This is a genomic window from Kineococcus sp. NBC_00420, assembly GCF_036021035.1.
In the GTDB taxonomy this organism is placed as follows: Bacteria; Actinomycetota; Actinomycetes; order Actinomycetales; family Kineococcaceae; genus Kineococcus.
The window spans coordinates 2,931,593-2,956,537 of the sequence record NZ_CP107930.1 but is presented as its reverse complement, the minus strand read 5'-3'; the positions used below and the strand labels follow the sequence as shown (position 1 = coordinate 2,956,537).

Sequence of the window (24,945 nt, the reverse complement as noted above, 5' to 3'; positions counted from 1 at the left end):
GCGGTAGGTTCGAGGGGTGGGAGTCGCCAAGGGCCGTGCACTGCGGACGATCAGCTACAACCTCCACGAGGGTCGCGCGACGATGGAGCTCTCCGAGCTCGCCGCCACTCACGACGTGGACGCGCTGTGCCTGCAGGAGTGCGACACGCTGCGACTGCCCGAGACGGTGGGGCCGTTGGTGCTGGCCGGCGCCACCCAGCGCAACCGTCTGGGCCTGGCCCTCTACTACCGACCGGATCGGCTGCAGGCCCACGGTCACGAACTGCGCCCGCTGCGCCGCTCGATGCACGACCGCTTCCTGTCCCCCGCGCACGAGCGGCTCCTCGCCGTCCGCTTCGAGGACCTGCACGACGACGGCGCCCTGCTGACCCTCGCCTCCATCCACACCGCCCCCCTCTCGGCGACGAACTCCATGCGCCGGCACCAGATCACCGAGGCCCTCGGCGCCATCCGGGCCGCCGCCCACGGCAGCTCCGCCCTCGTCGTCGGCGACTTCAACTACCCCTGGTTCGCGAGCTCGCTCTCGCGTCGCCTGGGGGAGCAGGGCTTCCAGGTCTCCCACTCCGACCTGCCCACCTACGTGCGCAAGCGCTTCCGCGGGCACTTCGACTTCGCGATCTCCGAGGGCATGGACATCGAGAGCGTCCGGACCCTGCAGCAGGCCGGTTCCGACCACCTCCCCGTGCTCGTGGAGTCGCGGGTGAAGGCGTTCGTGCCGGCCCGGCTCCTCGACCGCGGGTAGCCCGCGGGGCGCGGGCGCCTCATCGCCCACCCGGCACACCCACGGGTGTCACCACGTGGAGTGAGCCGTGGGTGCGCCGATCCGGGTGCCATGACACCCGATCTGTCGCACCGACGCCTCACCTCACGCCTGGCCCGCCGGCCTCGTCGACGGGGCTCCGCGGCCGCCCGGAAACCGGTGGTCACCGGCCCCGGGACGGACGAGAGTGGGTCCGTGCCGAACACGACGGACCTGCAGTGGCGCGGCCCGATCGCCGACGAGGAGGTGCTCGACCTCGTCCGGTCGCACGGCGGGGACCCGCAGGCGGGCTGGTGGCCCCGCATCCGCGACCACAGCCTCGGCTGGGTCTCCGCCCGCGACGAGTCCGGACTGCTCGTGGGGTTCGTGAACGTCGCCTGGGACGGCGGGGACCACGCGTTCCTCCTCGACACCAAGACCCGGGGCAGCCACCAGCGCCGGGGGATCGGCCGGGACCTCGTCCGCGTGGCCGAGGAGCACGCCCGCGCGGCGGGGTGCGAGTGGTTGCACGTCGACCACCTCCCCGAGCTGGCCCCGTTCTACCTCGACGCCTGCGGGTTCCGCCGCACCGACGCCGGGCTCGTGCACCTGACCGGAGGAGAGTGACACCGTGACCGACAAGGGGATCGTCCGGGAGTGGTACGACGAGGAGGGGTGGGGGGTCATCGACAGTCCCGTCACACCCGGCGGGTGCTGGGTGCACCACAGCCACGTCGGAGTTCCCTTCGGGGACGGACCCCGGGCCGGCCAGGAACTCGCCTTCACCTGGGAGGCGGGGGAACAGGACGGTTTCGGGTACCGGGCCACGCGCGCCTGGCCGTGGGGTGGCGAACCCCGCCAGCGCCCCGGGACGACCGTCTTCGGCGACCGCAGCGGCGCGTACTCCAGCACGCTCACGCTCACCTACGACGACTCCCGACCGAGCACGGTCGAGACGTACCCGCCGGCGCCGACCCCGGTCCTCGGCACCGTGACGGTCACCGTGTACGAGACCGTCCCGGGCCGCAACGAGGTCCGCATCGAGAGCACCGGGGCGCTGAGCGAGGACCTCGTGGACACCGCCGTCGCCGAACTCCGGCAGGTGCGGGAGCGGCTCGCCGAGTGAACCACCGACGCGTCCGGCGGAGCCTCAGCCGCCGAGGTGCTCCAGCAGCCGGTCGACGAAGACGACCTGTCCCTTCACCAGCTTGAGCCGCGCCACCTCCGGGGCGAACCAGCCGGCCCGGTCGATCTCGGGGAACTCAGCGGTCCTCCCGGAGCGCGGCGGCCACTCCATCGAGAACGTCCCGGGCCGGATCGAGTCGACGTCGAACTCCCCCGGCCCGGCCCAGATCGACACGACCTTCCCGCCCGACTGACGCACGTCACCCAGCGGAACCAGGTCGGTCGGGGGCAGGGGCCGGCCGAGTTCCTCGGCGAACTCCCGGTGCGCGGCGTCGAGCAGTTCCTCGTCGGGGTTCGGCTCGCCCTTCGGGATCGACCAGCCGTGCTCGTCCTTGGACGCCCACAACGGTCCGCCCATGTGCCCGAGCAGGAGTTCGACCCCACCGCCCGCGTCGTACCGGTACAGCAGGATCCCCGCACTCCTCGTGGCCGCCACCCGAGCAGTCTGGCGCGGGACCCGGGGAGTCGCGCGACGAGCCCCGCGCGGCGGGGGCCCGTCCCGCCCTCAGTCCTCCGGGATGACGCGTTCGAAACGTTCGGCCCGCACGACGTCGGGGTCCGGTCCGCTGCGCACCCCGGTGTCCAGGGCATCGATCCGCCCCAGCTCGTCGGTCGACAGGGCGAAGTCGAAGACCGCGAAGTTCTCCCGGATCCGCTGCGGGTTCGTCGACTTCGGGATGGCCGAGCGGCCCTGCTGCAGGTGCCAGCGCAGCATGACCTGGGCGGGCGACCTCCCGTGGTCGGCGGCGATCGCCGCGATCGTCGGGTCCGCGAGGACGCTGCGCCGTTCCTCGCCCCAGCCGGGGTAGAACGTGATGCCACCGATGGGTGACCAGGCCTGGGTCAGGATGCCGTGCGCGCGGTCGGCGGCCTGCAACTCCGGCTGCACGAAGTAGGGGTGCAGTTCGACCTGGTTCACGGCCGGCACCACGGAGGTCCGTTCGAGCAGCGCGTCGAGGTGGGCCGGGGTGAAGTTGCTGACCCCGATGGAACGCACCCGGCCGTCGGCGAGGAGTTCCTCGAGAGCGAGGTAGGCGGCGACCGTCCGGTCGAAGCGTTCGGGGATCGGCTGGTGCAGGATCAACAGGTCGAGCTGGTCGACGCCGAGCTTGCGGACCGCCTTCTCGAAGGCGTGCAGCGTCTCGTCGTGCCCGTAGTCGGTGACCCAGACCTTGGTCTCGAGGAACACCTCGTCGCGGGCGAGCCCGGATCGACGGAAACCCTCCCCCACCTGGCGTTCGTTGAGGTAGGCGGCGGCCGTGTCGATGTGGCGGTAGCCGACCTCCAGGGCCGTCGCGACGGCGTCCGCGGTGTCCTCGGCGGAACTCTGGAAGACACCGAGGCCCAGGGCCGGCATGCGGACCCCGTTGTTGAGGATGAGTTCTGCGTCCATGCTCCGACGCTACGCAGGTGGCGTCCCGGGAGACAGGCCCCAGCGTTACCCCTCGAGGATCCCGGTCCTGGCCGCGGGCTCCCGGCTCGCCGCCCAGCTGACGAGGAGTTTCAGGCCGTCCGCGGTCGGGGTGTCCGCGGCGGCGGTGTAGATGTTGACCCGCAGCCCCGGTTCGGACGGGAGTTCCACGCTCTCGAAGTCGAGGTCGAGCATCCCGACGGCGGGGTGGTTCAGCCGCTTCTTCCCGCTGCGGTGGAACTTCACGTCGTGGGCGGCCCAGTGCTGACGGAACAGCTCGCTGCGGGTGGAGAGTTCCCCCACGAGGGCGATGAGGTCGGTGTCGTGCGGGTTCGCCCCGGCCTCCAGGCGCAGCATCGCCGCGGCGTCGCGGGCGATCCGGTCGTAGTCCACGAAGAAGTCCCGGGCCGCGGGGTCGAGGTAGACGAAACGGGTGGTGTTCGCCGGCCGCTTCCCCGCCACCCCGGCCTCGGGCGAGGCCAGGACCGGGGAGTAGAGCGCCCGGGCCGTGAAGTTCATCGCGAGGATGTCGTGCCGTGCGTTGCGCACCCAGGCGGGGGCCGCGGTGATGGCGTCCAGCACCTGCTGCACGGCGGGGCGGACGGTGAGCGGGCCGGGCCGGCGGCGACGGGCCTTCGCGGTGATCTGCCCGGCGTGCGCGAGGGCGACGAGGTGTTCGCGTTCGGCCTCGTCGAGCTGCAACGCGTTGGCGAGGGCGTCGAGGACGCCGTCGGAGGCGCCCGCGAGGTCGCCGCGTTCCATCCGCACGTAGTAGTCGACGGACACCCCGGCGAGCATCGCCACCTCCTCGCGACGCAGTCCCGCGACCCGGCGGTTGCCACCGTAGGCGGGCAGACCCGCCCGTTCCGGTGTGATCCGGGCCCGGCGGCTGCTGAGGAACTCCCGCACCTGCGCGCGGTGGGCGAGCCGGGGGTCGGTCGACGGGTCGGGGCTGGCCATGTCCCCACGGTAGGCCCGCGCGCGCGGTGGCGGGAGGCCCTGGCAGTACCCGCCGCCTCCTCGGGCCCGTGGCGGGGTCACCACGGGCGGAAGGCGTGCCCCGGGTGCCCGGGCGGCAACCGGTCGCTGTCGTGACCCAGCACCCGGCGGCGCATGGATCCCGTCCGGGGTTCCTCGGGCAGCAGGCCGCGCTGACGGAGCAGCGGCACGACGTGCTCGATGAACGCGCGGTACGCCCCCGGCCCGCCGTGGGTGTGCTCGACGAGGAAACCGTCGAGGTCGGTCTCCTCGACGATCTCCTGCAGCCGGTCTGCGCACGACTCCGGGGTTCCGGTGATGCGCAGACCGGGGATCGTGGTGGTGAGCTGGTCGAGGATCTCCGCGACCGTCGGGCTCGCGTCGCCCCGCTGGAACACCCCGAGCATCGACTGCCCGATCTCGGTCTGGACCTCCTGCAGGGTGGCGTCGAGGGGGAAGGCCATGAGGTCGACCCCGCTCCACCCGAGGAACAGCGCGGCGGCCGACGCGCGGGAGACGGACGCGTCGACGCTCGCCCGCAACCGGGCGGCCTCCTCCTCGGTGGAACCGACGACCACGGAAGCCGACACGAGAACCTTGAGGTCGTCACCGTCCCGGCCGTTCGCGCGGGCCTTGGCGCGCAGGTCGGCGACGTTCGCCGCGGCGCTGGGCAGGTCGCGGTCCTGGATGAACACGCACTCGGCGAAGCGGCCCGCGAAGGCCCGCCCCGCCGGCGACGTACCGGCCTGCAGCAGGAACGGGGTGCGCTGCGGCGAGGGGATCGCGGTGAAGTACCCGTCGAGGTCGAAGTACTCGCCGTGGTGGGTGGTGCGGTGCACCTTCGACGGGTCGGCGTAGGTCCGGGTGGCCTTGTCGTACACGACGGCGTCGTCCTCCCAGCCGCCCTCCCAGAGCTTCAGGGAGAGTTCGAGGAACTCCGTCGCCCTGCGGTAGCGCTCGTCGTGCGGGGTGACGCCCTGGTGGCCGAGCAACCGCGTCAACGCCGTCTGGTTGTCGGAGGTGACGATGTTCCAGGCGATGCGCCCGTTCGTCAGGTGGTCCAGCGTGGTGAACGCGCGGGCGTTGAGGTTGGGGTGGTGGGCCGTCGTCGAGGTCGTGACGACGAAACCCAGCCGCTCGGTGCTCGCCGCGAGCCCGCTGACGAGCAGCATCGGGTCGTGCACGGGGATCTGCACCGCCTCGCGGACGACGGCCTCGGGCACGCTGCCGTCCTCGCGCATCGGGTACCCGATCGCTTCGGCGAGGAACAGGAAGTCGAACCCGCCCTCGTCGAGTTCCCGCGCCATCTCCTGCCAGTACGGCAGGGTCGCGAAAGCGGACGTGTCGCTGAGCTCGTGGCTCCACGCGTTGCTGATGAAGTTGGGGGTGAACTCCTCGAAGGCCCCGAGGACGATCTGCTTGGTCACGTCGCCTACGATAACCAGTGGTTATTACGAACGTGTTGCGGACGGAGGATCTCGTGGAGGGACCGCAGGGTCAGGTGGGTGCCGCCGTGCGCGCGCACCGCACCGCCAAGGGGTGGTCGATGCGGGAACTCGCCCGTCGTGCCGGGGTGTCGCAGCCCTTCATCACCAAGCTCGAACGCGGGGACCAACTGCCGAGCATCCCCACGTTGTACGACCTGGCCGCGGCCTTCGAGATCCCCCCGTCGGCGCTGCTGCCGACGATCCCCGACATCGCCCCCTCGGGGGGTCTGGAGATGCCGGGCGACCCGGGCGCCACCACGATCCGACTGCTCGCCGGTGGCCCCGGTCGCTCGCTGCACGTCTACGAACTCCGCGTCCCGCCCGGCGGTGGCGACGAGGAGTTCTTCACCCACCCGGGAGAGGAGGTCGCCGTCGTGCTCGAGGGCGCGGTGCACTGCCTGCGCCGGGGCCGGCGCGCGGTCCGCGTTCCCGTCGGCGACTCGCTGACCATCGACCCGAGCCGTGCGCACCGCTGGCGCAACGAGGACTCGACCCCGGCGAGGGTCCTGCTGGTGTGCGACGACCACACCTCGCACGGCGCGGGAGGTAGTAGCTCGGAGAGCTGATTGCGGGTCGTACCGGCCACGAGCGCCAATGGAGGTCCCACCGACGAAAGGAAACCCCGTGCGACGCCTCCTCATCGTGGCCACCGCCGCAGGTGCTGCCCTCGTGCCCGCCGTCATCGGCCTGACCGGCAACCCCGCGCTCAGCCACAGCGTGCCCCTCGAGGTCCCCACCGCGACCTCTTCCCCGAGCACCTCCCCGAGCACTTCCCCGAGCACCTCCTCCCCGAACGTTCCGGCCACCGCACCGAGTCGTGGCGCGGAGCCCGGCGACGACCACGGCGGCCGGGGACGTGGCGGCGACGACGCCACCACCCCGGGCACCTCCCCGACGAGCATCCCCACCACGTCGACGCCGGCGGTGACCCCGCAGCCGTCGCGCAACGCCGAACCCGGCGACGACCGGGGCGGTCGACGCGGCGGTCAGGGCCGCGACGACGGCACCCCGGCCGACCACCGCACCACCCCCTCCGGCGCAGCGACGGCGACGGCGCGACCCACGACGGGCGACGACCACGGCGGTCACGGGCGCGGTCGTGAGGACCGGACCGGGCACGACGGCGATCACGGGGGCCGGGACGACCGGAGCGGCCGCGGCGGCGGTGACGACCACCACTAGGCCGGAGGCGGGGACTCCGCCCGTTCCGCTGACCGGCAGCGGCGCAGCAGGAGACCATGGGCGGGAGCGGTCAGGAGAGGATCCAGTGGTTCGAGACGTCACCCCGTCACCGCCGTGGCGGGTGCTGGCCGACGGCACCCGACGGGCCGCGGCGACCGACGGGCCCAGTCGCCGACGACTGCTGCTGCAGGTCGGAGCCGCGGTCGTCGTCGTCATCGTGGCCGTCGTCGGGGCCAGCCTGCTGCTGGCCCGTCAGATCGCGGAACGCGAGGCGGTCAGCGCCGCGGCCCAGGTCAGCGACCTCCTGGCCGAATCGGTCGTCCAGGGCGCCCTGGACGACGACCTGCTCTCCGCCGACCCGGTCGCCGCCGCAGCGGCACGAGCGCGGGTGCGCGACGTCGTCGGCGACCGTGTGCTGAGCTCCGCAGCGCTCGTGCGGGTGAAGTTGTGGACCTCCGACGGTCGCATCGTGTACTCCGACGAGGACCGCCTCGTCGGACGTTCCTACCCGTTGGAGGCGGAGGAGCTCGAGGCTCTGGACAGCCCGCGCCTGGAGGCGGAGGTCACGGACCTGACCCGCCCCGAGAACGAGCTCGAACGGGACCAGGGGAAGCTCCTGGAGGTGTACCGCCCGGTCTGGACCCCCTCGGGGCAACCGTTGCTCTTCGAGACGTACACGCGCTACTCGCAGGTGAGCAACCGCACCGGTCAGTTGTGGAGCAGTTTCGCCGGTCTCCTCGCGTCGAGCCTGCTGCTGCTGGTCGTCCTGCTGGTCCCCGTGATCTGGGCGCTGCTGGACCGGCTGCGCCGCAGCCAGGACCAGCGCGAAGCCCTGCTCCAGGACGCCGTGGACGCCTCGGCCCGTGAACGCCAGCGGATCGCCGCCAGGCTGCACGACGGTGTCGTGCAGGAACTCGTGGCGGCGTCCTACTCGGTGGCCGCCGCCGCCCAGGAGGCCGAACGGGACCGGGCGACCCCGATGGCGCACCGGTTGGAGCAGGCGGCCGCCACGGTCCGCGGCAGCATCGCCGGCCTCCGGTCGCTGCTGGTCGACATCTACCCGCCGAGCCTGAGCAGCGCCGGGTTGGCCACCGCCGTGGGGGACCTGGCCGGCGCGGCGCGCTCGCACGGCCTGACGCTGGACCTGCGCCTGCCCGGTCCGGGCGAGGAGAGCGGTCTCGACACCACCGGTGAGCGCCTCGTGTTCCAGGTGGCCCAGGAGACCGTCCGCAACGCCGTGGCGCACGCCGATGCGCGCAGCCTCGCCGTCCACCTGCGCTACGACGAGCGGTCGGTGCAGCTGGAGGTCGTCGACGACGGGGCGGGTTTCGACTCGACGGTGGCGCAGGAGGCCGCGGAACACGGGCACTTCGGGCTGCGCCTGCTGCCCGACCTCGCCCGGGACGGCGGCGCGCACCTGTTCCTGTCCACCGCACCCGGGTCCGGTACCCGGTGGCTCCTGGAGGTTCCCCGCTCGTGATCCGTGTCCTCGTGGTCGACGACCACCGTCTCGTGCGGGCCGGGCTGGCCGCCCTGTTGCAGGCCGCCGACGACATCGACGTCGTCGCGGAAGCCGCCGACGGGGCGGAGGCGGTCCGGCGCGCGAGCGAGGCGGAACCCGACGTCGTCCTGATGGACCTGTCCATGCCCGTGATGGACGGGGTCGCCGCGACGACCGCGGTGCTGGCGGCAGTTCCCACCACCGCCGTGGTGGTCCTGACGTCCTTCATCGACCAGTCGCAGGTGCAGCAGGCGCTGGCCGCCGGGGCCGTGGGGTACCTGCTCAAGGACAGCGAGCCGCGCGACGTCCTGGCCGGGGTGCGCGCCGCCGCCGCCGGACACGCACCGCTCGACCCGAGGGTGGCCCGGGCCCTGCTGCCGGGGTCGGCGCCGGCACGGCCGGCGGCCGCCCCCCTCGGCGCCGGTCTGAGCGAGCGCGAACGGGACGTGCTGCGCCTCATCGCCCAGGGTTTGGCCAACAAGCAGATCGCCCGGAGCCTGGGGATCAGCGAGCACACCGTGAAGGTCCACGTCGGCCGGGTCCTGCGGGAACTGGGGGTCAGCGGTCGCACGGCCGCGGCGTTGTGGGCGCAGGAACACCTCGACCGGCCCGGACCGACGTGAGGGACCTCGATCAGCGCGGGAGCGGTTCTCCACGGCGGGCGGGGAGCCGGCCGTCGAGCCAGCGGAAGACCGTCAGCAGGACCAGGGCCAGCACCACGACGAAACCCGTGTTGCGCAGGGCGATCAGGTACCCGACGGCGTCGACGTCCAGGAACGGGTACGGGTACCAGCCGACGACCGCCCCGCGCACCAGCGTGTAGACGACCCAGGCGATGGGCCAGGCCACCGCCCACGCCACCGTGCGTCCGTCGACGCGCGGTCGCGGCCCGAACACCGCCCAGCCGAGGAACGCCATGAACGGCGAGACGTAGTGGAACCCGGCGTTGATCCACCAGCCGATGCCGGTGTGGTGCACGAACGGGGCGAGGACCGCACCGAACACCAGCCCCGTGACCGTGATCCCGAGCAGCCCCGTCAACCGCAGGACGCGCCAGAACCGGCCGTCGCGCGCCGGGTCCAGGACCAGCGAGACCGCCGCGACCAGGACCAGCAGGTTGCTCTGGACCGTGAAGTAGCTGACGAAGCGGACCAGGCTGGTCGCCGTGGAAGCGGTGGCCTGCCCGGAGTTCGCGTCCCGGCCGCCGCCGATCAGGAGGACGACCTGCGCGACCAGCGCCGCGAGCACGACGAGGGCGAGCACCGCGTGCCAGACGCGCGAGGAGGAGGCGAGGGATCTCACGCGTCCATCCTGCCTGCCCACCGCGGTCCCCGCGGAAACAACACTTTCCGCCCTCGCGGAGGGGCGACCGAGGGCGGAAAGTGTTGTTTCCGCGGGGGAGGGGGCGCTCAGGAGGGGTGGGTGACCGGGGCCGTCCACAACCCGACCATCGCGTCGACGACACCGTCGGCGGTCTCGGACCAGCTCGCCCGGGGAGTGCGGCTCCCCTCGGCGAGCGCGGTCTCGCGGTCGGCGAAGACGTGCACCGAGAGCAGCCGCGACATGGCCGCGCGTTCCTCCCGGACGGGTTCCGGCAGGTCGGGCAGGCAGGCCGTGAAACCGGCGACCGTGCGCCTCAACGCCTCCGAGCGCAGGACGTGCTCGACGTAGAGCGCGTGCCGGCGGGGGTCGGCGGCGAGCTGGGCGGACAACCGGGCCCACCACGTGGGGGAGCCGAGGGACTCCAGGTGCTCGGCCATCGGCCGGAAGAGGCAGTCCACCCAGTCCCGGATGTCCGTGGATCCCGCGACGCGGTCGGCCATGGCACCTCGGAGGGTGTCGATCGGCGTGCTGTGGCGCTCGACGATGGCGGTGACGAGGTCGTGGGTCGTCCCGAAGTGGTAGCCGACGGCGGCGTTGTTGCCCTGTCCTGCCTCCGCGCTGATCTGGCGGTGCGACACCCCGTCCAGGCCGTGCTCGGCGAAGAGCCGCTCGGCGGCCTCGATGATCGCCGTCCGCGTGGCCTCGCCCCTCGGAGCGTTCCGCACCGCTGATCCCACTGTCTCCCCCTCTGGTCGCCCCTTGCACCGACCATTGTCCCTGTGCTCAACTAAGTCAAGCATTTGACTTAACTCGACGATTGAAGGACCCCGATGTCCGCAGCAGCACCCGCCCCCGCCTCCCCCGGGCACGCCGAACGCCCCGTCGGCGTGATCGTCGCGATCCTCGCCCTCGGCGGCATCTCCGTCGCCCTCATGCAGACCCTGGTCATCCCGATCGTGGGTCAGCTCCCGGTCTACCTCGGGACCTCGGCGTCCAACGCCTCCTGGGCGATCACCGCCACGCTGCTCGCCGGCGCGGTCGCCACCCCGATCGCCGGCCGCCTCGGCGACATGTTCGGCAAGCGGCCACTGCTGCTCGCGAGCCTCGCCGCGATGGTCATCGGTTCCGTCGTCTGCGCCCTCTCCGACAGCCTCACGCCGATGATCGTCGGCCGGGCCCTCCAGGGTTTCGCCGCCGGCGTGATCCCGCTCGGCATCAGCCTGATGCGTGACATCCTGCCCGCCGAGAAGCTGGGGCCGGCCACCGCGCTCATGAGCGCCTCGCTCGGTGTCGGTGGCGCCCTCGGTCTGCCGGGCGCCGCGCTCATCGCCGACAACCTCGACTGGCACTGGCTGTTCTGGGTCGCGGGCGGGCTCGGCGCGATCGTGTTCGTGCTCGTCCTGACCCTCATCCCGTCCGCGGCCGGTGCCCACGGCGGACGGATCGACCTGCTGGGCGCGGTCGGCCTGTCCGTGACCCTCGTCGCGATCCTGCTCGGTGTCTCCAAGGGCAGGGACTGGGGCTGGGCGAGCGGCGAGACGCTGGCCTGCCTCATCGGCGGCACCGTCCTCGCCGTGCTCTGGGGCTTCTGGGAACTGCGCAGCCGCGAACCCCTCGTGGACCTGCGCACCACCGCCCGTCCGCAGGTCCTGCTGACGAACCTCGCCTCCGTCGCCCTCGGTTTCGCCATGTTCGCGATGTCGCTGGTCATCCCGCAGATCATCCAGCTGCCGACGCAGACCGGTTACGGTCTGGGGAAGTCGATGCTCACCGCCGGCCTCGCGATGCTGCCCGCCGGCCTCGTCATGATGGTGACCGCGCCGATCTCGGCGAACGTGACCCGTCGCCACGGACCCAAGGTCAGCCTGATGATCGGCGGTCTCGTCGTCGCGATCGGCTACGCCGTCGGCGTGTTCTTCACGGACGCGGTCTGGCAGCTCTCGATCGTGACCGGGATCATCGGCGCCGGCGTCGGTTTCGCCTACGGCTCGATGCCCGCGCTCATCATGTCCGCCGTCCCGGTGCGCGAGACGGCCTCCGCGAACAGCTTCAACACCCTGGTCCGCTCGATCGGTTCCTCCGTCGCCAGTGCGGTGTCCGGCGCGGTGCTGGCCTCCTCGGCCGTCGTCGCCGGGGGCGTGGCCATCCCGGCGGAACGGGGTTTCAAGACCATCCTGATCGTCGCGTCGGGTGCCGCGCTGCTGGCCGTGGTCATCGCCGCGCTCATCCCGCGCGCCCAGCCGGCGACGGAGGCACCGGCCGCCGTGGACACCACTCCGACGAAACTCGCGCTCCCGGAACCGTCCTCGGTCCCGCAGCAGCGGCCCAGCCCGACCCTCGCGGTGCGCGGGAACGTCACCACGGGAGGTTCCCGACCGTTGGCCGGGGCCGTCCTGACCCTCACCGACTCCGCCGGCCGCCAGGTCGCGCGCGGAACCTCCACCGAGAACGGCGCCTACGAACTCCCCGTCCCCACCGGTGGCACCTACCTCCTCATCACGGCGGCCGGGCACCTGTCCCCGCACGCGACGCTGGTCGCCGTCGGGAGTTCCGCGCTGACCCACGACGTCACCCTCGCCGGGCGTTCCGCGCTCACCGGCCGGGTGCAGCAGGAGAGGTCCGGGGTCCCCGGCGCCCTCGTCACCCTGACCGACGTCACCGGCCGGGTCGTGGGTTCCACCACGACCGACGCGGAGGGTGGGTACACGTTCGACGGGTTGTCCGGCGGTACCTACGTGCTCACGACCCGCTCCGGTCGGAGCCGACCGACCGCCCGTTCCACCGAGGTCGGGGACGACGAGGCGCTCGTCGTGGACCTGCTCCTCGGCAGCGGCGGCCGGGTGACCGGGACCGTGACCGCCGGCGCGGGTTCCACCGCCCACGCCGGCGCGACGGTGACCCTCGTCGACGCGACCGGCCGGGCCGCGGAGGTCACCACCACCGACGTCGACGGCCGCTACGAGTTCAGCGACGTCGCCGGCGGGAACTACACCGTGACGGCCTCGAGCTGGGAACCCGCCACCCGCGACGTCCGGGTCGACGACGGACTGCCCGCCGACGCCGACCTGCACCTCGGCGGGACCACCGTCCACTCCTGACCCCCACCGACCCGTGATCCCGCTGGGACCACCAGCGGGATCACGCGTCGGGGGTGGCTCGCCAGACGCGGTCGGCGGACATCGGGAGCTCGAACAACCGGACGCCGATCGCGTCCCGGATCGCGTTCGCCAGAGCGGGGGCGACGGGGTTGTAGGGCGCCTCGCTCATCGACTTCGCCCCGAGCGGGCCGATCGTGTCGTAGGTGTCGGCGTAGCGGACCTCGGTGTCGGGCAGGTCGTCGATCCGGGGGACGTAGTACTCCCGCAACGACACCGTCGGGCTGACACCGTCCGGCCCGACGCGGACCTCCTCGAACAGCGAGGACCCGATGGCCTGCGCGACACCGCCCTCGACCTGGCCCCGCAACTGCACCGGGTTCAGGACGGTTCCCGCGTCGACGGCGTGGACGGAGCGGAGGATCCGCACCTCCCCGGAGTCGACGTCCACCGCGACGCGGAAACCCTGGACGTTGAACGCGACGGAGCGCAGCGCCGCGTCCTCGTCGCCGTGAGCCCCGGGCGCTGAACCGTTGCGGCGCAGACCTTCCGCGTGGAGTTCCGGCAGGATCACCGACCGGCCTCCGCCGCTCGCCGCGGCGGGGCCGAGTTCCACCTGCCGCACCCCCACCCCGAGCAGGTCGGCGGCGAGCGTCCGCACCTGGTCCGCGACCTGCTCGCACGCCGACAGCAACGCCTTGCCGGCGACGACGGAGCCGGCCGAGCCGAACGCACCCGTGTCGTGCCGCGTGACGTCGGTGTCGCTCTGGCGCAGGCGGAGACGGTCGGCGGTCGTCCCGAGGGCGGAGACCGCGATCTGCTGGTGGACGGTGCTCGTCCCGTTGCCGAACTCGGCCGTGCCGACGTTCAGCTCCCACGTCCCGTCCGCCAGCAACCGCACGCTCGTGTCGGCGAAGTGCCCCCGGGGCGGGGTGGTCGCGATCATCGACAGCGCCATCCCGGACCCCGTCCGCCACTGCGGACCCTCCGGGGCGGGTTCACCGTCCCGGCTCATGCCCTCCTCGACCAGGTCGAGGCACTGGTCGAGTCCGTAGCTGCCGTAGCGCAGACCGTCGTCGGCCTCGGAACCGTCGGAGGGGTAGGACGTCACCACGAACGGGTCGCCGGGCACCACGACGTTGCGTCGCCGCAACTCGTAGGGGTCCATCCCGAGCTCGCGGGCGAGGTCGTCCATGGCCGACTCGAGGCCGAACACGACCTGCCCGAGTCCGTAACCGCGGAACGCACCGGAGGGGACGGTGTTCGTGTAGACGGCCTGCGCGTCGACCCGCTTGTTCTCGCAGCGGTAGGTCGCCACCGTCTCGTGGCAGCCGTGGAACATCACCCCGGGCGAGTGGTTGCCGTAGGCGCCGGCGTTGGACAGCACCTCCAACGCCAGGGCGGTGAGGGTTCCGTCCAGGGTGGCCCCCAACCGCACGGACACCCGGAACGGGTGGCGGGTCGGCATCGCTGAGAGGGTGTCCCCGCGGGTCGTCTCGTACTGGACGGCGCGTCCCGTCCGCAGGGTCGCCAACCCGACCAGGTCCTCGACGAGGAGTTCCTGCTTGCCGCCGAAACCCCCGCCGACCCGGGCGGCGAGGACCCGGACCCGGTCGGGTTCCACCCCGAGGATGCGGGCGAGTTCGTCGCGCACCAGGAACGGCACCTGGGTGCTGGCCCGGACGACCAACCGGCCGTCCTCGTCCAGCCACGACACCGCCGCGTGGGTCTCGAGGGCGACGTGGGAGACGCGCTGGGTCTGCCAGGTCCCCGACACCGTCACGTCGGCCCGGGCGAGGGCCAGGTCCACGTCGCCGACCCCGCCGTGCAGTTCCGCGACGACGTTGCGCTGCGGGTCGCCGATGCGGGAGGCCGCGGCGTCCTTGTCGCCGTGGACCAGGGGGGCACCGGGTTCGCGGGCGAGGGCCGGGTCGAACACGGCGGGGAGTTCCTCGTACTCCACGACGATGCGGCGCAACGCCTCCTCGGCGGTGGCCAGGTCCTCGGCGACCGCGACCGCGACGCGTTGCCCGACGTGGCGGAGTACCGGGTCGAGGATCAGCGTGTCGTCCGGGTCGTCGAGGCGGTTCTCGTGCCGGCCCGTCGAGAACAGCGTCTGCGGGACGTTCTCGTGGGTCAGTACGAGGTGGACGCCCGCGAGGGCCTCGGCGGCCGCGGGGTCGATGCGGGTGATCCGGGCGTGCGCGTGCGGACTGCGCAGGACGGCGACGTGCAGGACGTCACCGGGCACCTCGTCCGGGCCGTGGTCGAGGGTGTAGCGCTCGCGGCCCGTGACGACGCGGCGACCCGCGGGGGCACCCACCCGCTCCCCCACCTTCCCGCTGGCGGGCAGCGGTTCCAGGTCGCCGCCGGTGATCGCCTCGCGGATCGCGCGGTATCCGGTGCACCTGCAGAGGTTCCCCTTGAGGTGCTCGGCGAGGTCGGCGCGCTGGGTGTCGTCGAACGCCGAGGCCGTCACCACCATGCCCGCGGTGCAGAAACCGCACTGGAAACCCGCGGCGTCGACGAACCGCTGCTGCACGGGGCTGAGCGCCTCCGGCGTTCCCAGTCCGGCGACGGTGGTGATCTCCCGGTCGGCCGCGCGCAGCGCGGGGTAGAGGCAGGAGTGGACCGGGTTCCCCTCGACCAGGACGGTGCAGGCGCCGCAGTCGCCGGAGTCACAGCCCTTCTTCACCTCGACGTGCGAACTCTCCCGCAGGAGCGTCCGCAGGCACTGTCCCGCCCGGGGTTGGACGTCGCGGGTCTCCCCGTTGACCACGATCTTCACGAGAGTTCCTCCACGATCTCGGCGGCGAAGCGCAACGTCGTCGCCCGGCGCCAGTCGGGGGCGCCGTGGACGTCGTCGAACCAGCCCGGCCCGGCCTCGACCCGCTCCTCGACCTCGGCGACGAGGGTCCGCGGGTCCGGGACGGAGGGGTGGGAGAACACCAGCGGGTACGGGGTGGACGCCGTCACCGTGAGGGTGAAACCGCCGTCCTCCTCCCGCCGTCCCACGACCAACGACGCCGAACGGCCGAGCCGGGCCAGCGCCACCCGGCGGAACGCCGTCGTCGCGCGCAACGCGGTGACGGGAAGGTCGATCGCCCGCAGCACCTCGCCGGGTTCCAGCGCGGTGCGGTTGTCGCCGGTCACGAACTCCGCGACCGGCACCCGGCGGATCCCGCCGTCGGCCACCCAGAGTTCCGCGACCCCGTCGAGGGCGGCGGTCAGCGACGTCATCGCCCCGGCCGGGAGGGCGGCGCAGACGTTCCCACCGACGGTCGCGACCGAACGCACCTTGTACGAGGCCAGCAGCGCCCGGGTGCACTGCCGGAACAGCGCCCGCGCGGTCCAGTCGGTCGGGACGGGGATCGACTCCAGGGCCCCGATGGGGCAGGTCGCGGCCAGTCGCAGCCCCGCGTCGGTGACCGTGAAGGGTTCCCAGTCCAGCGTCGTCAGGTCGACGAGGGTCCGCAGGTGCGGCTGCGGGAGCGAGAACAACCACGTGCCACCGGCCAGGACCGACGTCGTCGGATCGCCGTCGTGGGCCCGCCGGAGGGCGTCCCGGTCCCGGACCGGGATGATGGTCTCGATCGTGTTCAGGTCCATGAGCTGCTTCCGGAGGTGCTGGCGTGCGGGTGGCCGACCTCTCCCGGGGCGACCTCGGGTTGCGCTGGCTGGGCGGGTCGCAGGCCTCGCTGGACCGCCCGGTGACCGGGACGACCACCGTCGACCTGCGCGACCCGGGCCGCTACGTCGCCGTCGGCCACCTCGTGCTGACCGGCCTGGCCTGGCGCCGCGACGCCGACGACAGCCCGGCCTTCGTCGCGTCCGTCGAGGCGGCGGGCGCGTGCGCCCTGGCCGTGGGCGAGGGACTGCTCGGCGAGGTGCCCGCGGACGTCGTCGCCGCGGCGGAGGCCGTGGGGCTGCCGGTGTTCGCGGTCCCCGCGCACGTCGCGTTCCACCAGGTCAGCGCCTTCGTCGACGCGACCGTCGGCCCGCGCGACGACACCGTGCAGCGGCTGCTGGCCTCGCTGGCGGCCGGTCGAGCGCTGCGCGAGGTGCTCGCGCAGCTGCCCGGGGTGCGGGTGCTGTCGGCGACCGGGCGCCCGCTCGCGGGCGGGGCGCTCACCGAGGACGACGTCGACGTCCTCTTCGCCCTGGCTCCACCGGGGCGGCCCGTCGGCGAGGGACCCGCGCCGTGGCGGCTGGTCGCCGACGGGCTGCCGGAGGTGACCCTGACGGCGCTGGCCGGGGTGCTCGCCCTGCACCGGCGGCTGCCGGAGAACCCCGCAGCCCCGTCCGGAACCGTGCTGGGGGTCGGGGCCGAGGAACTCGACCTCGTCCTCGACGCCCTCGCCGACGGACCGCACGCGGTCGTGGACGGCGTCGTGCTCACGCAGGACGTCGCTCTGCTCGAACGACGGCTGCACCGGACGGGACGTCCCCTGGTCGTGGGGGTCAGCCGTCCCGTCGACGACCCGACCGAAGCGGTTGCCGGAGCCCGGCGGGCGCTGCGGGCCGCCCGGAGCCGACCGGGCCTCGTCGTGGAGCACGACCGCGACACCGGCGGCGTCGAGGACCTGTTGCGTTCCGTCCCGGCCGAGGAGCGACGGCGGTTCGCCGAACGCGTCCTGGCCGGGGTGCTGGACGATCCCGACCTGCTGCTGACGTTGCGGACGCTGTTGCGGGAGGGCCGCTCGCCCACCCGCACCGCCGCACTGCTGCACGTCCACCAGAACACCGTGCGCTACCGGCTCAGCCGTGTCGAGTCGTTGCTCGACCGCGACCTGCGCGACGTCGACGACGTGGTGGACCTGCAGGTCGCGCTGCGACTGCTGGACCGGAGCTGAGTCAGTAGTCGACACGTTCGACGCTCGCGAGCCAGGCGTCGAAGGGCGCGGGTGAGTTCCCGTCGCGCTGCTGGACGACGGGGACCGCCCACGCGGAGCGCGGGGTGTCGAACAACTCGTAGAACGCACGGTCGTCGAAACCCCCGCGGGCCGCGTCGTCCCGGTCGGCGGCGAAGAGCACGCGGTCCACGCGCGACCACAACGCGGACGCCAGGCACATGGGGCACGGTTCGCAGCTGGAGTACAGCGTGCAGCCGGTGAGGCTGAACGAGCCGAGTTCCTGGCAGGCCGCGCGGATCGCCTGGACCTCGGCGTGCGCGGTCGGGTCGTTGTCACGGGTGACGCGGTTCTGGCCCTGCGCGATGACGACTCCGTCGCGGACGACGACCGCCCCGAAGGGGCCACCCCCGTCGGCGACGTTCTGCACGGCGAGGTCGACCGCCAGGTCGAGGAACTTCTGGTCGTCCATCACCGTTCCCACGCGATCGGTGCGAGCGGGGTGTCGTCGCGGGCCACGACGGCCTGGATCAGGCCGTAGGGGCGGTCGTCGGCGTGGAACACCTCACCGGAGTTCTGGACGCCGAAACGGGCCAGGTCGTAGAGGAAGTGGTGCTTGTTCGGCGCCACCAGCCGGACCTCCGCGACGGCCGGGACGGTCTCGATCGCGGCCTTGCCCATGAGCCACAACGTCTGCTGGAGGGCCTTGGAGTGCACCGTCGCGAACTGGGTGACCATCGCGGCCTTGACGGCGTCGTAGGCGGCATCGAAGTCGAACCCCTCCTGCAGGCAGGTCGCGTCGTAGCGCCAGGTCGCGACCAGCGAGGTCGCCATCACGCGGTCCTCGGTGGGTTCCAGCGTCGTGTACTCGTCGACCATGAAGTCCTTGAACGTCGACCCCGTGGACTTGAGCAGCGTGAACTCCTTGAGCCCGGCGACGACGTGGGTCTCCTGCTCGGAGCCCTTGCCGGACACCGTGATCGCGGCCGTGCGGACCTCGCTGCCGGAGCGCGTCCAGCTGTGGTCGTGCTCCGCGCCGTTCACCGTGGCGCGGGTCCACAGGTAGGAGTCGACGTCGATGCGGGCGCCGCTGACGGGTTCCACGTCGTCGACGAAGTGCCGGGCCAGGTCGAGGGCGTACCCCTCGACGCTGGCGATGCCCTTCTCCTTGGCGTAGGAGTACATCGTGTTCTTCTGCGTGTCCGTGGGCAGGACCTTCGTCTGGTCACCCGTGAGGTACGCGTCGGCGAAGTCGCCGCGCAGGGTGGAGGTGACGTTGAGGTCGACGATCTCGTGGCGCGGGGTGTCGCGCTGGAACCGCACGACGCGGTTCTCCGCCTTGCCGTACTGGTGACCCGCCAGGTAGACGGCCATCGTGTCAGCTCCCTCGGTAGGTGGAGTAGGCGAACGGTGAGAGCAGCAGGGGGACGTGCAGGTGGGCGCGGTCGGCACCGACGGAGAAGGCGACGACGACCTCGGGGTAGAACGTCTCACGACCGGCCGCGGCGAACCAGGGCCCGGTCTGGAACAGGAGCCGGTAGGTCCCCGGCGCGAGTTCCTCGGCCAGGCGGGCCCGGCCGTCGTCGTCGGTGGTCCCGCTCGCGACGGGGGTCCCGTCGGCGTCGGCCAGCACCACCGACATCCCCGCGGACGGGGTCCCGGTGACGGCGTCCAGGACGTGCGTCGAGAGGCTGGTCACGACGCCACCAGCCGGGTCAGCCGGAGCCGGGTGATCGCGGCGAGTTCCCCGCGCAGGACCTTCCGCTCGGTGTCCGGGTCGTTGCCGAGGCGGGAGTCCAGGACCGCGAGGAGTTCCTCGGCGCTCCTGCCCGACGCGCAGACCAGGTAGACGTGCCCGAACTTCTCCTCGTAGGCCCGGTTCCCCGTCGCGAGCGCGTCCAGCACCTCGGAGCCGGCGGCCAGCGCGCCCGCCTGTTCACGTCGGGAGTCGGCGCTCTCGGAGCGTTCCCCGATCCGGGGGTGCGCGGCCAGGGCGACGTCGACATCGGCCTCGGAGGTCGCGGCGAGTTCCTCGTCGGCGATCTCCAGCAGGCTCACCAGCGATCCGAAGGGGCGGCGCGCGGCCGTCCGCGCCGCCCAGGCCGGCGCGTCGCAGCAGGTGCGCAGCAACTCCTCGCAGCGCGCCGTCCCGGCGTCGTCGAGCTCACCGATGCCCACGGACCCTCCCTCTCTCCACGTTCCTGCGACCAGTGTCACCTGCGCGACGCCCGGCGCGCAGCCTCCGGGGCACCAACGTTCCCAGTCCACCGGCACACGGGTTTGGACGAACCTCCAGAACCGACCCCGACCACCCGCGCGGGGAAACCTGACCGAAACATGGTTCGATCCGCGGGTGGGTGTGGTGGGGATCGTGCTGGCCGCGGGGGCGGGCCGGCGGATGGGTGCGCCCAAGGCCCTGCTGCGCCACGTCGACGGCCGGACGTTCGCGGCGGCGACCGCCGAGCTGCTGGTGGCGGCGGGGTGCTCCTCCGTCCTGGTCACCCTGGGCACCGGACAGCAACTGCCCTCCGGGGTCGTCGCGGTCGAGGTCCCGGACGCCTCCCGCGGGCCCGGGGCCGGGTTGGCCCGGGCGTTGCGGCACCCGCTGGCCCGGCGGGCCGAGGCGGTGCTGATCACCCTCGTCGACCTGCCCGGGATCGATGTGGCCGGGGTGCGGGCCGTGCTCGGACTCGCCTCGCCGACCGTGCTCGCGCGGGGGGTCGAGCGCGGACGTCCCGGTCACCCCGTGCTGATCGGCCGCGAGCACGTGGCCCGCGCCCTGGAACTCGCGGACACCGGGTCCGGTCTGAACGCGCTGTTCGGCGAGATCCCGTGGACGGCCGTCGAGGTTCCGGGGGCGGCTGCGGACGTCGACCACCCCGAGGACCTCCCACCCGGAACACGGTCCGCGTAACACACTCTTCACACGCGAGTTCCGTGCAGCCTGTTCCGCCGCCGGTGTTCGCGTGCCAGCGTGCTGTGATGGCGAGCGAACTGCGGGTTCAGCACGGCGTCCATCCGGTCGACGAGGTGCCGCCGCTGCGGAGACTCGCTCCTCTCGGGTTGCAGCACGTCCTCGCGATGTACGCCGGCGCCGTCGCGGTGCCGCTCATCGTCGGCGGGGCGATGATCTCGGCCGGCCGGATGTCGCCCGACGACCTCGCCCACCTCATCGTGGCGGACCTGTTCGTGGCCGGGATCGCGACCATCGTCCAGTCGGTGGGTTTCTGGCGGTTCGGGGTCCGGCTGCCCCTGATGCAGGGCTGCACCTTCGCCGCCGTCGGCCCGATGATCACCATCGGCACCCAGCACGGGGTCGCCGCGATCTACGGTTCGGTCATCGCCTGCGGCGTGTTCATGGTGGTGCTCGCCCCGGTGTTCTCGAAGCTCCTGCGGTTCTTCCCGCCGCTGGTCACCGGCACCGTGATCCTGCTCATCGGGTTGTCGCTCATGAGCGTCGCCGCCGGCTGGGCCGGTGGCGGGACGGGTGCCGCCGACTTCGGCGCCCCGTCGAACCTGCTGCTCGCGCTGTTCACCCTGATCGCGATCCTGCTCATCGAACGCCTCGCCCCGCCCGCCGTCGCCCGAATCGCGATCCTGCTCGGGATCGTCGTGGGAACCGTCGTCGCCGCGGTGGCCGGCAAGGTCGACGTCACGGGGGTCGGCGACCAGGCGTGGTTCGGGATCTCGACACCGTTCGCGTTCGGCGCCCCCTCGTTCCAGGTGGGTTCCGTCATCGCGATGTGCGTCGTCGCGCTGGTCATCATGACCGAGACGACGGGCGACGTACTGGCCATCGGTGAGATCGTCGACCGGCGCCTCGAACCCCGCGACATCGCCGACGGACTGCGCGCCGACGGGTTGTCCACCGTCCTCGGCGGGATCTTCAACACGTTCCCCTACACGGCGTTCGCGCAGAACGTCGGGCTGGTGAGCCTGTCCGGGGTCCGTTCCCGCTACGTCGCGACGTTCGCGGGCGGGATCCTCGTCGTCCTGGGCCTGGTGCCGAAGCTCGGCGCCGTCGTGGGTTCCGTTCCCGTCGCCGTCCTCGGCGGGGCCGGGGTGGCGTTGTTCGGGATGGTCGCGGCGAGCGGCATCCGGACCCTCGCGTCCTGCACGCTGGACAGTCGGGCCCTGCTGATGATCGCCGTCGCCCTCGGCGTCGGGTTGCTGCCGACGGTCAACCCCGGCATCTACGCCCGGACCCCCGACTGGTTCCAGACGATCTTCGACTCCGGGATCTCCTCGGGCGCGATCGTCGCGATCGTGCTGCACCGGATCCTCTGCACGAGCACGCACACCCCCGAGGAACAGGCCCGCGCCGCGGCCGAGGTGGCGGGGGTCGCGACGCGGAGCCACTGACCCTCAGCCCGTTCGGGCCCTCGACAGACGGCCCTGGTGGACGAGCCGGCCCTGCCGGTCGAACGCTGCCCAGGTGGTCTCGTCGAGGTCGGTCGCCTTCACGACGGGCACCGGCGTCCACCAGTACCGGTCGAAGAACGCGGCCTCGAACTCCTTGCCGTCCGGGGTCGACACCACGACGCGGGCGTCGTCGCTCCCCCGGAGTCCGAAGACCGAGGCCGTGGCGGGGTCGGAATCCCCGGCACCGACCCAGCCCCCGAGGACCTGGTCGCCGGGGAAGTCGTCCGAGATCGGCCCGTCCACGGCGCCCCCGTCCAGGGAGACGCAGAATCGCGTCTCACCACCCGCGACCTCGTAGAGCACCCCTCGTCCCGCGGCGCTGGTCGCGCCGGCGAGCGCCGTGACGTCCGTGTACACGCCGCGTCTGTGTGCGCAGTCCTCGGCCAACGGGGTCAGGGTCGACGGGTCCACCACCTGCGCCCGGACCGGACCGGCCGGCTGCACGGAGAGGGGGTTTCCCGAGGGGTTCCACGTCACTGCGATCGCGACGGCCGCCGCGGCGGCGAGACCGGCGACGACACCACCCCCGATCCGGCGCCGACGACGGCGAGCGCCGACGAGTTCCCGGTTGCGCGCCCACTGGTCCTCGGTCGCGGCTTCGATCGGTACGGCGACCGCGTCGAGGAGTTTCTGCAGATCGTTCACGGTCGCTCCTCCAGCAGGTTCGCGAGCGCCGCCTGGGCGCGGGAGATCGTGGACTTGGCGGTGCCGACGGGCACGTCGAGGGCGTCGGCGACCTCGGCGACGGGGAGGTCGAGCCAGTAGCGCAGGACGAGGGCCTCGCGGTGGCGGGCGGACAGCTTCCCCAGCGCGGTGCGGAGTTCGTCGACCTGTTCGGCGGCGACGACGGTCTCCTCGGCGGAGGCCGCGGTGCGGGTCACCTCGCCGGGGGTGCGACGGACGACGCGCAGGTGGCGGAGCCGGGAGGTGGCGAGGTTCGCGGTCGTGCGTCGGACGTGGGCGAGGGCAGCGGCAGGGTCGCGCAGTCGCCGTCGGTGTTCGTGGAGGCGGACGAACGCCTCCTGGGCGACGTCCTCGGCGTCGTCGGCGCCCAGCAGCTGGGCGAGGCGGACGGTCGCGCGGAAGTGCCGGCGGAAGAGGTCCTGGTACTGGGCCTCGGGGTCCCGCTCGACGGTCGCCTCTGCGGGGGCGTCGCTGACTGCTCTCACACCCTCAGGACGCTTCAGGAGGACGAACGTTCCACACCAGCGCTTCAGTAGTCGGTGGAGACGCGCCCCTGGCCGACGAGGCGACCGTAGCGGTCGTAGGCCGTCCACCGGCTGTCGTCGAGGAGGGACTGGTCCGCGACGTGCACGGGGGTCCACCAGTACCGGTCGAGGAAGATCGCCTGGTACTGCTGGCCGTCGGGGGTGGAGACGACGACCCGGGCGTAGCCCGCCTTCCGGGGTCCGAACAGCGAGGCGTCGAAGGAGCCGTCCTGGTTCTTCACCCACCCCCAGAGGACCTGCCGGCCCAGGGAGTCGACCTCGACGCGGTTGTCGACGCTGCCCGCGGCGAAGGCCACGCAGAAGTGCGTCTCGCCGTCGGCGAACCGGTAGAGGGCGGACGTCGCGAGGGAGCCTTCCCCGCCGGCGAGGACGGAGTAGGGGTCCGCCCGCTGCAGTTCCCAGACGCACTGCCCGGCCGTCGTCCGCAGGGTCGCGGGCCTGGCGACCTCGGCCTGGGGCGCTCGCGTCGCCTCGGCGGGGAACGCGTTCCCGAGCGGCGACCACACGGCGACGGCGGCGGCGAGCGGGACCACGGCGGCGCTCACCACCCCACCCAGCCGTCGCCTCACCCGGCAACGGTTCCACACCGGCTCAGGTTCTGGCGCGTCGATGCCGACAACGGGGGCGACTCACCCGTTCGGCCCAGAGGAGCAGCCATGAGCCAGACCACGACGCTCGCCGTGATCGGCGGCGCCGCCGCGCTCGCCTCCGCCGTCCTCGGCCTGGTCCAGCACCACGACACGGCTCCCGCGCAGGCCGCTCCGCGGCCGGTGGCGCCGGTCGTCCTGCACCTGGAGCACCCGCTGTACCTACCGGCGCTCCCCGAGCAGGGCATCCTCGGTCCCGGCGACGTCCTCGGGCCGTGGAACGTCGTCCCCCCGACGGGCGCTGCGCCCTTCGTCGTCGCTCCGCACGCGGTGATCCGTCCGCTCTGAGGGGTTCCGCCCGCCCCGCGGGGAGTCCTAACGTCGTGCCGTGACGACCCTGCCGGACCGCTCCGAGACCGCCCTGCTCGTCATCGACGTCCAGCAGGGGGTGATGAGCGCGAGCGTGGACACCGAGAACGTCGTCGCGAACATCTCGCGCCTGCTCGAGCGCGCCCGCACCGACGGTGTGCCTGTCGTGTGGGTGCAGCACTCCAGCGAGGAACTCCCGCTGGGCTCCGAGGAGTGGCAGTTCGTGCCCGAGCTCGTCCCCGACCCGGCGGAACCGTTGGTGCACAAGCGCTACGGGGACGCCTTCGAGGCCACCGACCTCGAGGCCGTGCTGGCCGAACGGGCCGTCGGCCGGTTGATCGTGACGGGGGCGCAGTCCGACGCCTGCATCCGCTCGACGCTGCACGGCGGTTTCACCCGCGGCTACGACGTGACCCTCGTGGGCGACGCGCACACCACCGAGGACCTCGGCGAGTGGGGCGCGCCCCCGCCGGAGCAGGTCATCGCGCACACGAACCTCTACTGGAGCTTCCAGCGCGCGCCCGGCCGCACGGCCGGGACGGTGTCGACCGCGGACGTGGAGTTCGGCGCGCCCCTCGCCGTCTGAC

28 protein-coding genes are annotated in these 24,945 nt (G+C 72.8%); 13 read left to right on the top strand and 15 right to left on the bottom strand.

From position 1 onward, the window contains the following. The first annotated feature begins 16 nt into the window (after window positions 1-16). The 3 genes from OG218_RS14450 (at window position 17) to OG218_RS14440 (ending at window position 1,865) form a co-directional block, all read left to right on the top strand. Window positions 17-742 (top strand): endonuclease/exonuclease/phosphatase family protein, encoded by a 726-nt coding sequence (locus OG218_RS14450; RefSeq protein WP_328293925.1) that lies wholly within the window; start codon window positions 17-19, stop codon window positions 740-742. Window positions 743-955: 213 nt separating this feature from the next. Beyond that, the gene (locus OG218_RS14445; protein ID WP_328293924.1) at window positions 956-1,366 is read left to right on the top strand and encodes a GNAT family N-acetyltransferase; all 411 of its coding nucleotides are present in this window, start codon (window positions 956-958) and stop codon (window positions 1,364-1,366) included. A 4-nt stretch (window positions 1,367-1,370) separates the two neighbouring features. Beyond that, complete coding sequence (locus tag OG218_RS14440; RefSeq protein WP_328293923.1) at window positions 1,371-1,865, top strand: hypothetical protein; 495 nt, start codon at window positions 1,371-1,373, stop codon at window positions 1,863-1,865. Between the two features lie 24 nt (window positions 1,866-1,889). On the opposite strand, the gene OG218_RS14435 is transcribed toward OG218_RS14440, so the two are convergent. The 4 genes from OG218_RS14435 to OG218_RS14420 all read right to left on the bottom strand — a co-directional run bounded on the left by OG218_RS14435 (window position 1,890) and on the right by OG218_RS14420 (window position 5,740). Then, window positions 1,890-2,360, bottom strand: coding sequence for an NUDIX domain-containing protein (locus tag OG218_RS14435; RefSeq protein WP_328293922.1), 471 nt, complete (start codon window positions 2,358-2,360; stop codon window positions 1,890-1,892). Between the two features lie 69 nt (window positions 2,361-2,429). Continuing rightward, window positions 2,430-3,317, bottom strand: coding sequence for an aldo/keto reductase (locus OG218_RS14430; RefSeq protein ID WP_328293921.1), 888 nt, complete (start codon window positions 3,315-3,317; stop codon window positions 2,430-2,432). 45 nt (window positions 3,318-3,362) lie between these two features. Then, the gene (locus tag OG218_RS14425; RefSeq protein ID WP_328293920.1) at window positions 3,363-4,295 is read right to left on the bottom strand and encodes a helix-turn-helix transcriptional regulator; all 933 of its coding nucleotides are present in this window, start codon (window positions 4,293-4,295) and stop codon (window positions 3,363-3,365) included. A gap of 77 nt (window positions 4,296-4,372) precedes the next feature. Further along, window positions 4,373-5,740: an NtaA/DmoA family FMN-dependent monooxygenase gene (locus OG218_RS14420; RefSeq protein WP_328293919.1), complete on the bottom strand. Its 1,368-nt coding sequence runs from the start codon at window positions 5,738-5,740 to the stop codon at window positions 4,373-4,375. 53 nt (window positions 5,741-5,793) lie between these two features. On the opposite strand from OG218_RS14420, the gene OG218_RS14415 reads away from it, so the two are divergent. The 4 genes from OG218_RS14415 (at window position 5,794) to OG218_RS14400 (ending at window position 9,106) form a co-directional block, all read left to right on the top strand. After that, complete coding sequence (locus tag OG218_RS14415) at window positions 5,794-6,366, top strand: helix-turn-helix domain-containing protein (protein ID WP_328293918.1); 573 nt, start codon at window positions 5,794-5,796, stop codon at window positions 6,364-6,366. 58 nt (window positions 6,367-6,424) lie between these two features. Continuing rightward, window positions 6,425-6,982 carry a hypothetical protein gene (locus OG218_RS14410; RefSeq protein WP_328293917.1) on the top strand — a complete coding sequence of 186 codons (558 nt, stop codon included), beginning with the start codon at window positions 6,425-6,427 and terminating at the stop codon, window positions 6,980-6,982. 85 nt (window positions 6,983-7,067) lie between these two features. Then, window positions 7,068-8,462 (top strand): sensor histidine kinase, encoded by a 1,395-nt coding sequence (locus tag OG218_RS14405; RefSeq protein WP_328293916.1) that lies wholly within the window; start codon window positions 7,068-7,070, stop codon window positions 8,460-8,462. Next, window positions 8,459-9,106, top strand: coding sequence for a response regulator transcription factor (locus tag OG218_RS14400; RefSeq protein WP_328293915.1), 648 nt, complete (start codon window positions 8,459-8,461; stop codon window positions 9,104-9,106). Before OG218_RS14405 ends, OG218_RS14400 begins: the two co-directional genes overlap by 4 nt. A gap of 10 nt (window positions 9,107-9,116) precedes the next feature. Here OG218_RS14400 and OG218_RS14395 read toward each other — a convergent pair whose 3' ends face one another. Together OG218_RS14395 and OG218_RS14390 are read right to left on the bottom strand one after the other, a co-directional pair. Further along, window positions 9,117-9,785, bottom strand: a complete 669-nt coding sequence (locus OG218_RS14395) for a Pr6Pr family membrane protein (RefSeq protein WP_328293914.1) — start codon at window positions 9,783-9,785, stop codon at window positions 9,117-9,119. 107 nt (window positions 9,786-9,892) lie between these two features. Further along, window positions 9,893-10,531 (bottom strand): TetR/AcrR family transcriptional regulator, encoded by a 639-nt coding sequence (locus OG218_RS14390; RefSeq protein WP_328293913.1) that lies wholly within the window; start codon window positions 10,529-10,531, stop codon window positions 9,893-9,895. Window positions 10,532-10,636: 105 nt separating this feature from the next. Between OG218_RS14390 and OG218_RS14385 the strand changes: the two genes are divergently transcribed. Beyond that, window positions 10,637-12,904 (top strand): MFS transporter, encoded by a 2,268-nt coding sequence (locus OG218_RS14385; protein WP_328293912.1) that lies wholly within the window; start codon window positions 10,637-10,639, stop codon window positions 12,902-12,904. A gap of 40 nt (window positions 12,905-12,944) precedes the next feature. On the opposite strand, the gene OG218_RS14380 is transcribed toward OG218_RS14385, so the two are convergent. Together OG218_RS14380 and OG218_RS14375 are read right to left on the bottom strand one after the other, a co-directional pair. Next, window positions 12,945-15,689 carry a molybdopterin-dependent oxidoreductase gene (locus tag OG218_RS14380; RefSeq protein ID WP_328293911.1) on the bottom strand — a complete coding sequence of 915 codons (2,745 nt, stop codon included), beginning with the start codon at window positions 15,687-15,689 and terminating at the stop codon, window positions 12,945-12,947. Then, entirely contained in the window at window positions 15,686-16,510 is an 825-nt protein-coding gene (locus OG218_RS14375) for an FAD binding domain-containing protein (protein WP_328293910.1), read from the bottom strand. The genes OG218_RS14380 and OG218_RS14375 overlap by 4 nt, the downstream gene beginning before the upstream one ends. A 23-nt stretch (window positions 16,511-16,533) precedes the next feature. Here OG218_RS14375 and OG218_RS14370 point away from each other — a divergent pair, with 23 nt between their 5' ends. Next, window positions 16,534-17,754 carry a helix-turn-helix domain-containing protein gene (locus tag OG218_RS14370; protein WP_328293909.1) on the top strand — a complete coding sequence of 407 codons (1,221 nt, stop codon included), beginning with the start codon at window positions 16,534-16,536 and terminating at the stop codon, window positions 17,752-17,754. A 1-nt stretch (window position 17,755) separates the two neighbouring features. Here OG218_RS14370 and OG218_RS14365 read toward each other — a convergent pair whose 3' ends face one another. From OG218_RS14365 to uraD, 4 genes are read right to left on the bottom strand one after another with little or no spacing between them, the layout of a single operon-like run. After that, window positions 17,756-18,223 (bottom strand): nucleoside deaminase, encoded by a 468-nt coding sequence (locus tag OG218_RS14365; protein ID WP_328293908.1) that lies wholly within the window; start codon window positions 18,221-18,223, stop codon window positions 17,756-17,758. After that, on the bottom strand, window positions 18,223-19,125 hold the full coding sequence (pucL, locus tag OG218_RS14360) for a factor-independent urate hydroxylase (protein WP_328293907.1): 903 nt from the start codon (window positions 19,123-19,125) through the stop codon (window positions 18,223-18,225). Before pucL ends, OG218_RS14365 begins: the two co-directional genes overlap by 1 nt. A 4-nt stretch (window positions 19,126-19,129) precedes the next feature. Beyond that, on the bottom strand, window positions 19,130-19,450 hold the full coding sequence (uraH, locus tag OG218_RS14355; RefSeq protein ID WP_328293906.1) for a hydroxyisourate hydrolase: 321 nt from the start codon (window positions 19,448-19,450) through the stop codon (window positions 19,130-19,132). Continuing rightward, window positions 19,447-19,929 (bottom strand): 2-oxo-4-hydroxy-4-carboxy-5-ureidoimidazoline decarboxylase, encoded by a 483-nt coding sequence (gene uraD, locus OG218_RS14350; protein ID WP_328293905.1) that lies wholly within the window; start codon window positions 19,927-19,929, stop codon window positions 19,447-19,449. The genes uraH and uraD overlap by 4 nt, the downstream gene beginning before the upstream one ends. 175 nt (window positions 19,930-20,104) lie before the next feature. Here uraD and OG218_RS14345 point away from each other — a divergent pair, with 175 nt between their 5' ends. Continuing rightward, the gene (locus OG218_RS14345; RefSeq protein WP_328293904.1) at window positions 20,105-20,665 is read left to right on the top strand and encodes a nucleotidyltransferase family protein; all 561 of its coding nucleotides are present in this window, start codon (window positions 20,105-20,107) and stop codon (window positions 20,663-20,665) included. A 68-nt stretch (window positions 20,666-20,733) separates the two neighbouring features. Continuing rightward, window positions 20,734-22,113, top strand: coding sequence for a nucleobase:cation symporter-2 family protein (locus OG218_RS14340; protein WP_328293903.1), 1,380 nt, complete (start codon window positions 20,734-20,736; stop codon window positions 22,111-22,113). A gap of 3 nt (window positions 22,114-22,116) precedes the next feature. Here the strand turns inward: OG218_RS14340 and OG218_RS14335 are convergent, their stop codons facing one another. From OG218_RS14335 to OG218_RS14325, 3 genes are read right to left on the bottom strand one after another with little or no spacing between them, the layout of a single operon-like run. Then, window positions 22,117-22,818 carry a hypothetical protein gene (locus tag OG218_RS14335; RefSeq protein WP_328293902.1) on the bottom strand — a complete coding sequence of 234 codons (702 nt, stop codon included), beginning with the start codon at window positions 22,816-22,818 and terminating at the stop codon, window positions 22,117-22,119. After that, window positions 22,815-23,342, bottom strand: a complete 528-nt coding sequence (locus tag OG218_RS14330) for an RNA polymerase sigma factor (protein ID WP_328293901.1) — start codon at window positions 23,340-23,342, stop codon at window positions 22,815-22,817. Before OG218_RS14330 ends, OG218_RS14335 begins: the two co-directional genes overlap by 4 nt. A 44-nt stretch (window positions 23,343-23,386) precedes the next feature. Then, entirely contained in the window at window positions 23,387-23,947 is a 561-nt protein-coding gene (locus OG218_RS14325) for a hypothetical protein (RefSeq protein WP_328293900.1), read from the bottom strand. Between the two features lie 111 nt (window positions 23,948-24,058). Between OG218_RS14325 and OG218_RS14320 the strand changes: the two genes are divergently transcribed. Both OG218_RS14320 and OG218_RS14315 read left to right on the top strand, forming a co-directional pair. Continuing rightward, the gene (locus OG218_RS14320; RefSeq protein ID WP_328293899.1) at window positions 24,059-24,337 is read left to right on the top strand and encodes a hypothetical protein; all 279 of its coding nucleotides are present in this window, start codon (window positions 24,059-24,061) and stop codon (window positions 24,335-24,337) included. 40 nt (window positions 24,338-24,377) lie between these two features. Beyond that, a complete protein-coding gene (locus OG218_RS14315; RefSeq protein ID WP_328293898.1) occupies window positions 24,378-24,944 on the top strand; it encodes an isochorismatase family protein in 567 nt (188 codons plus the stop codon). Window position 24,945: the final 1 nt, after the last annotated feature.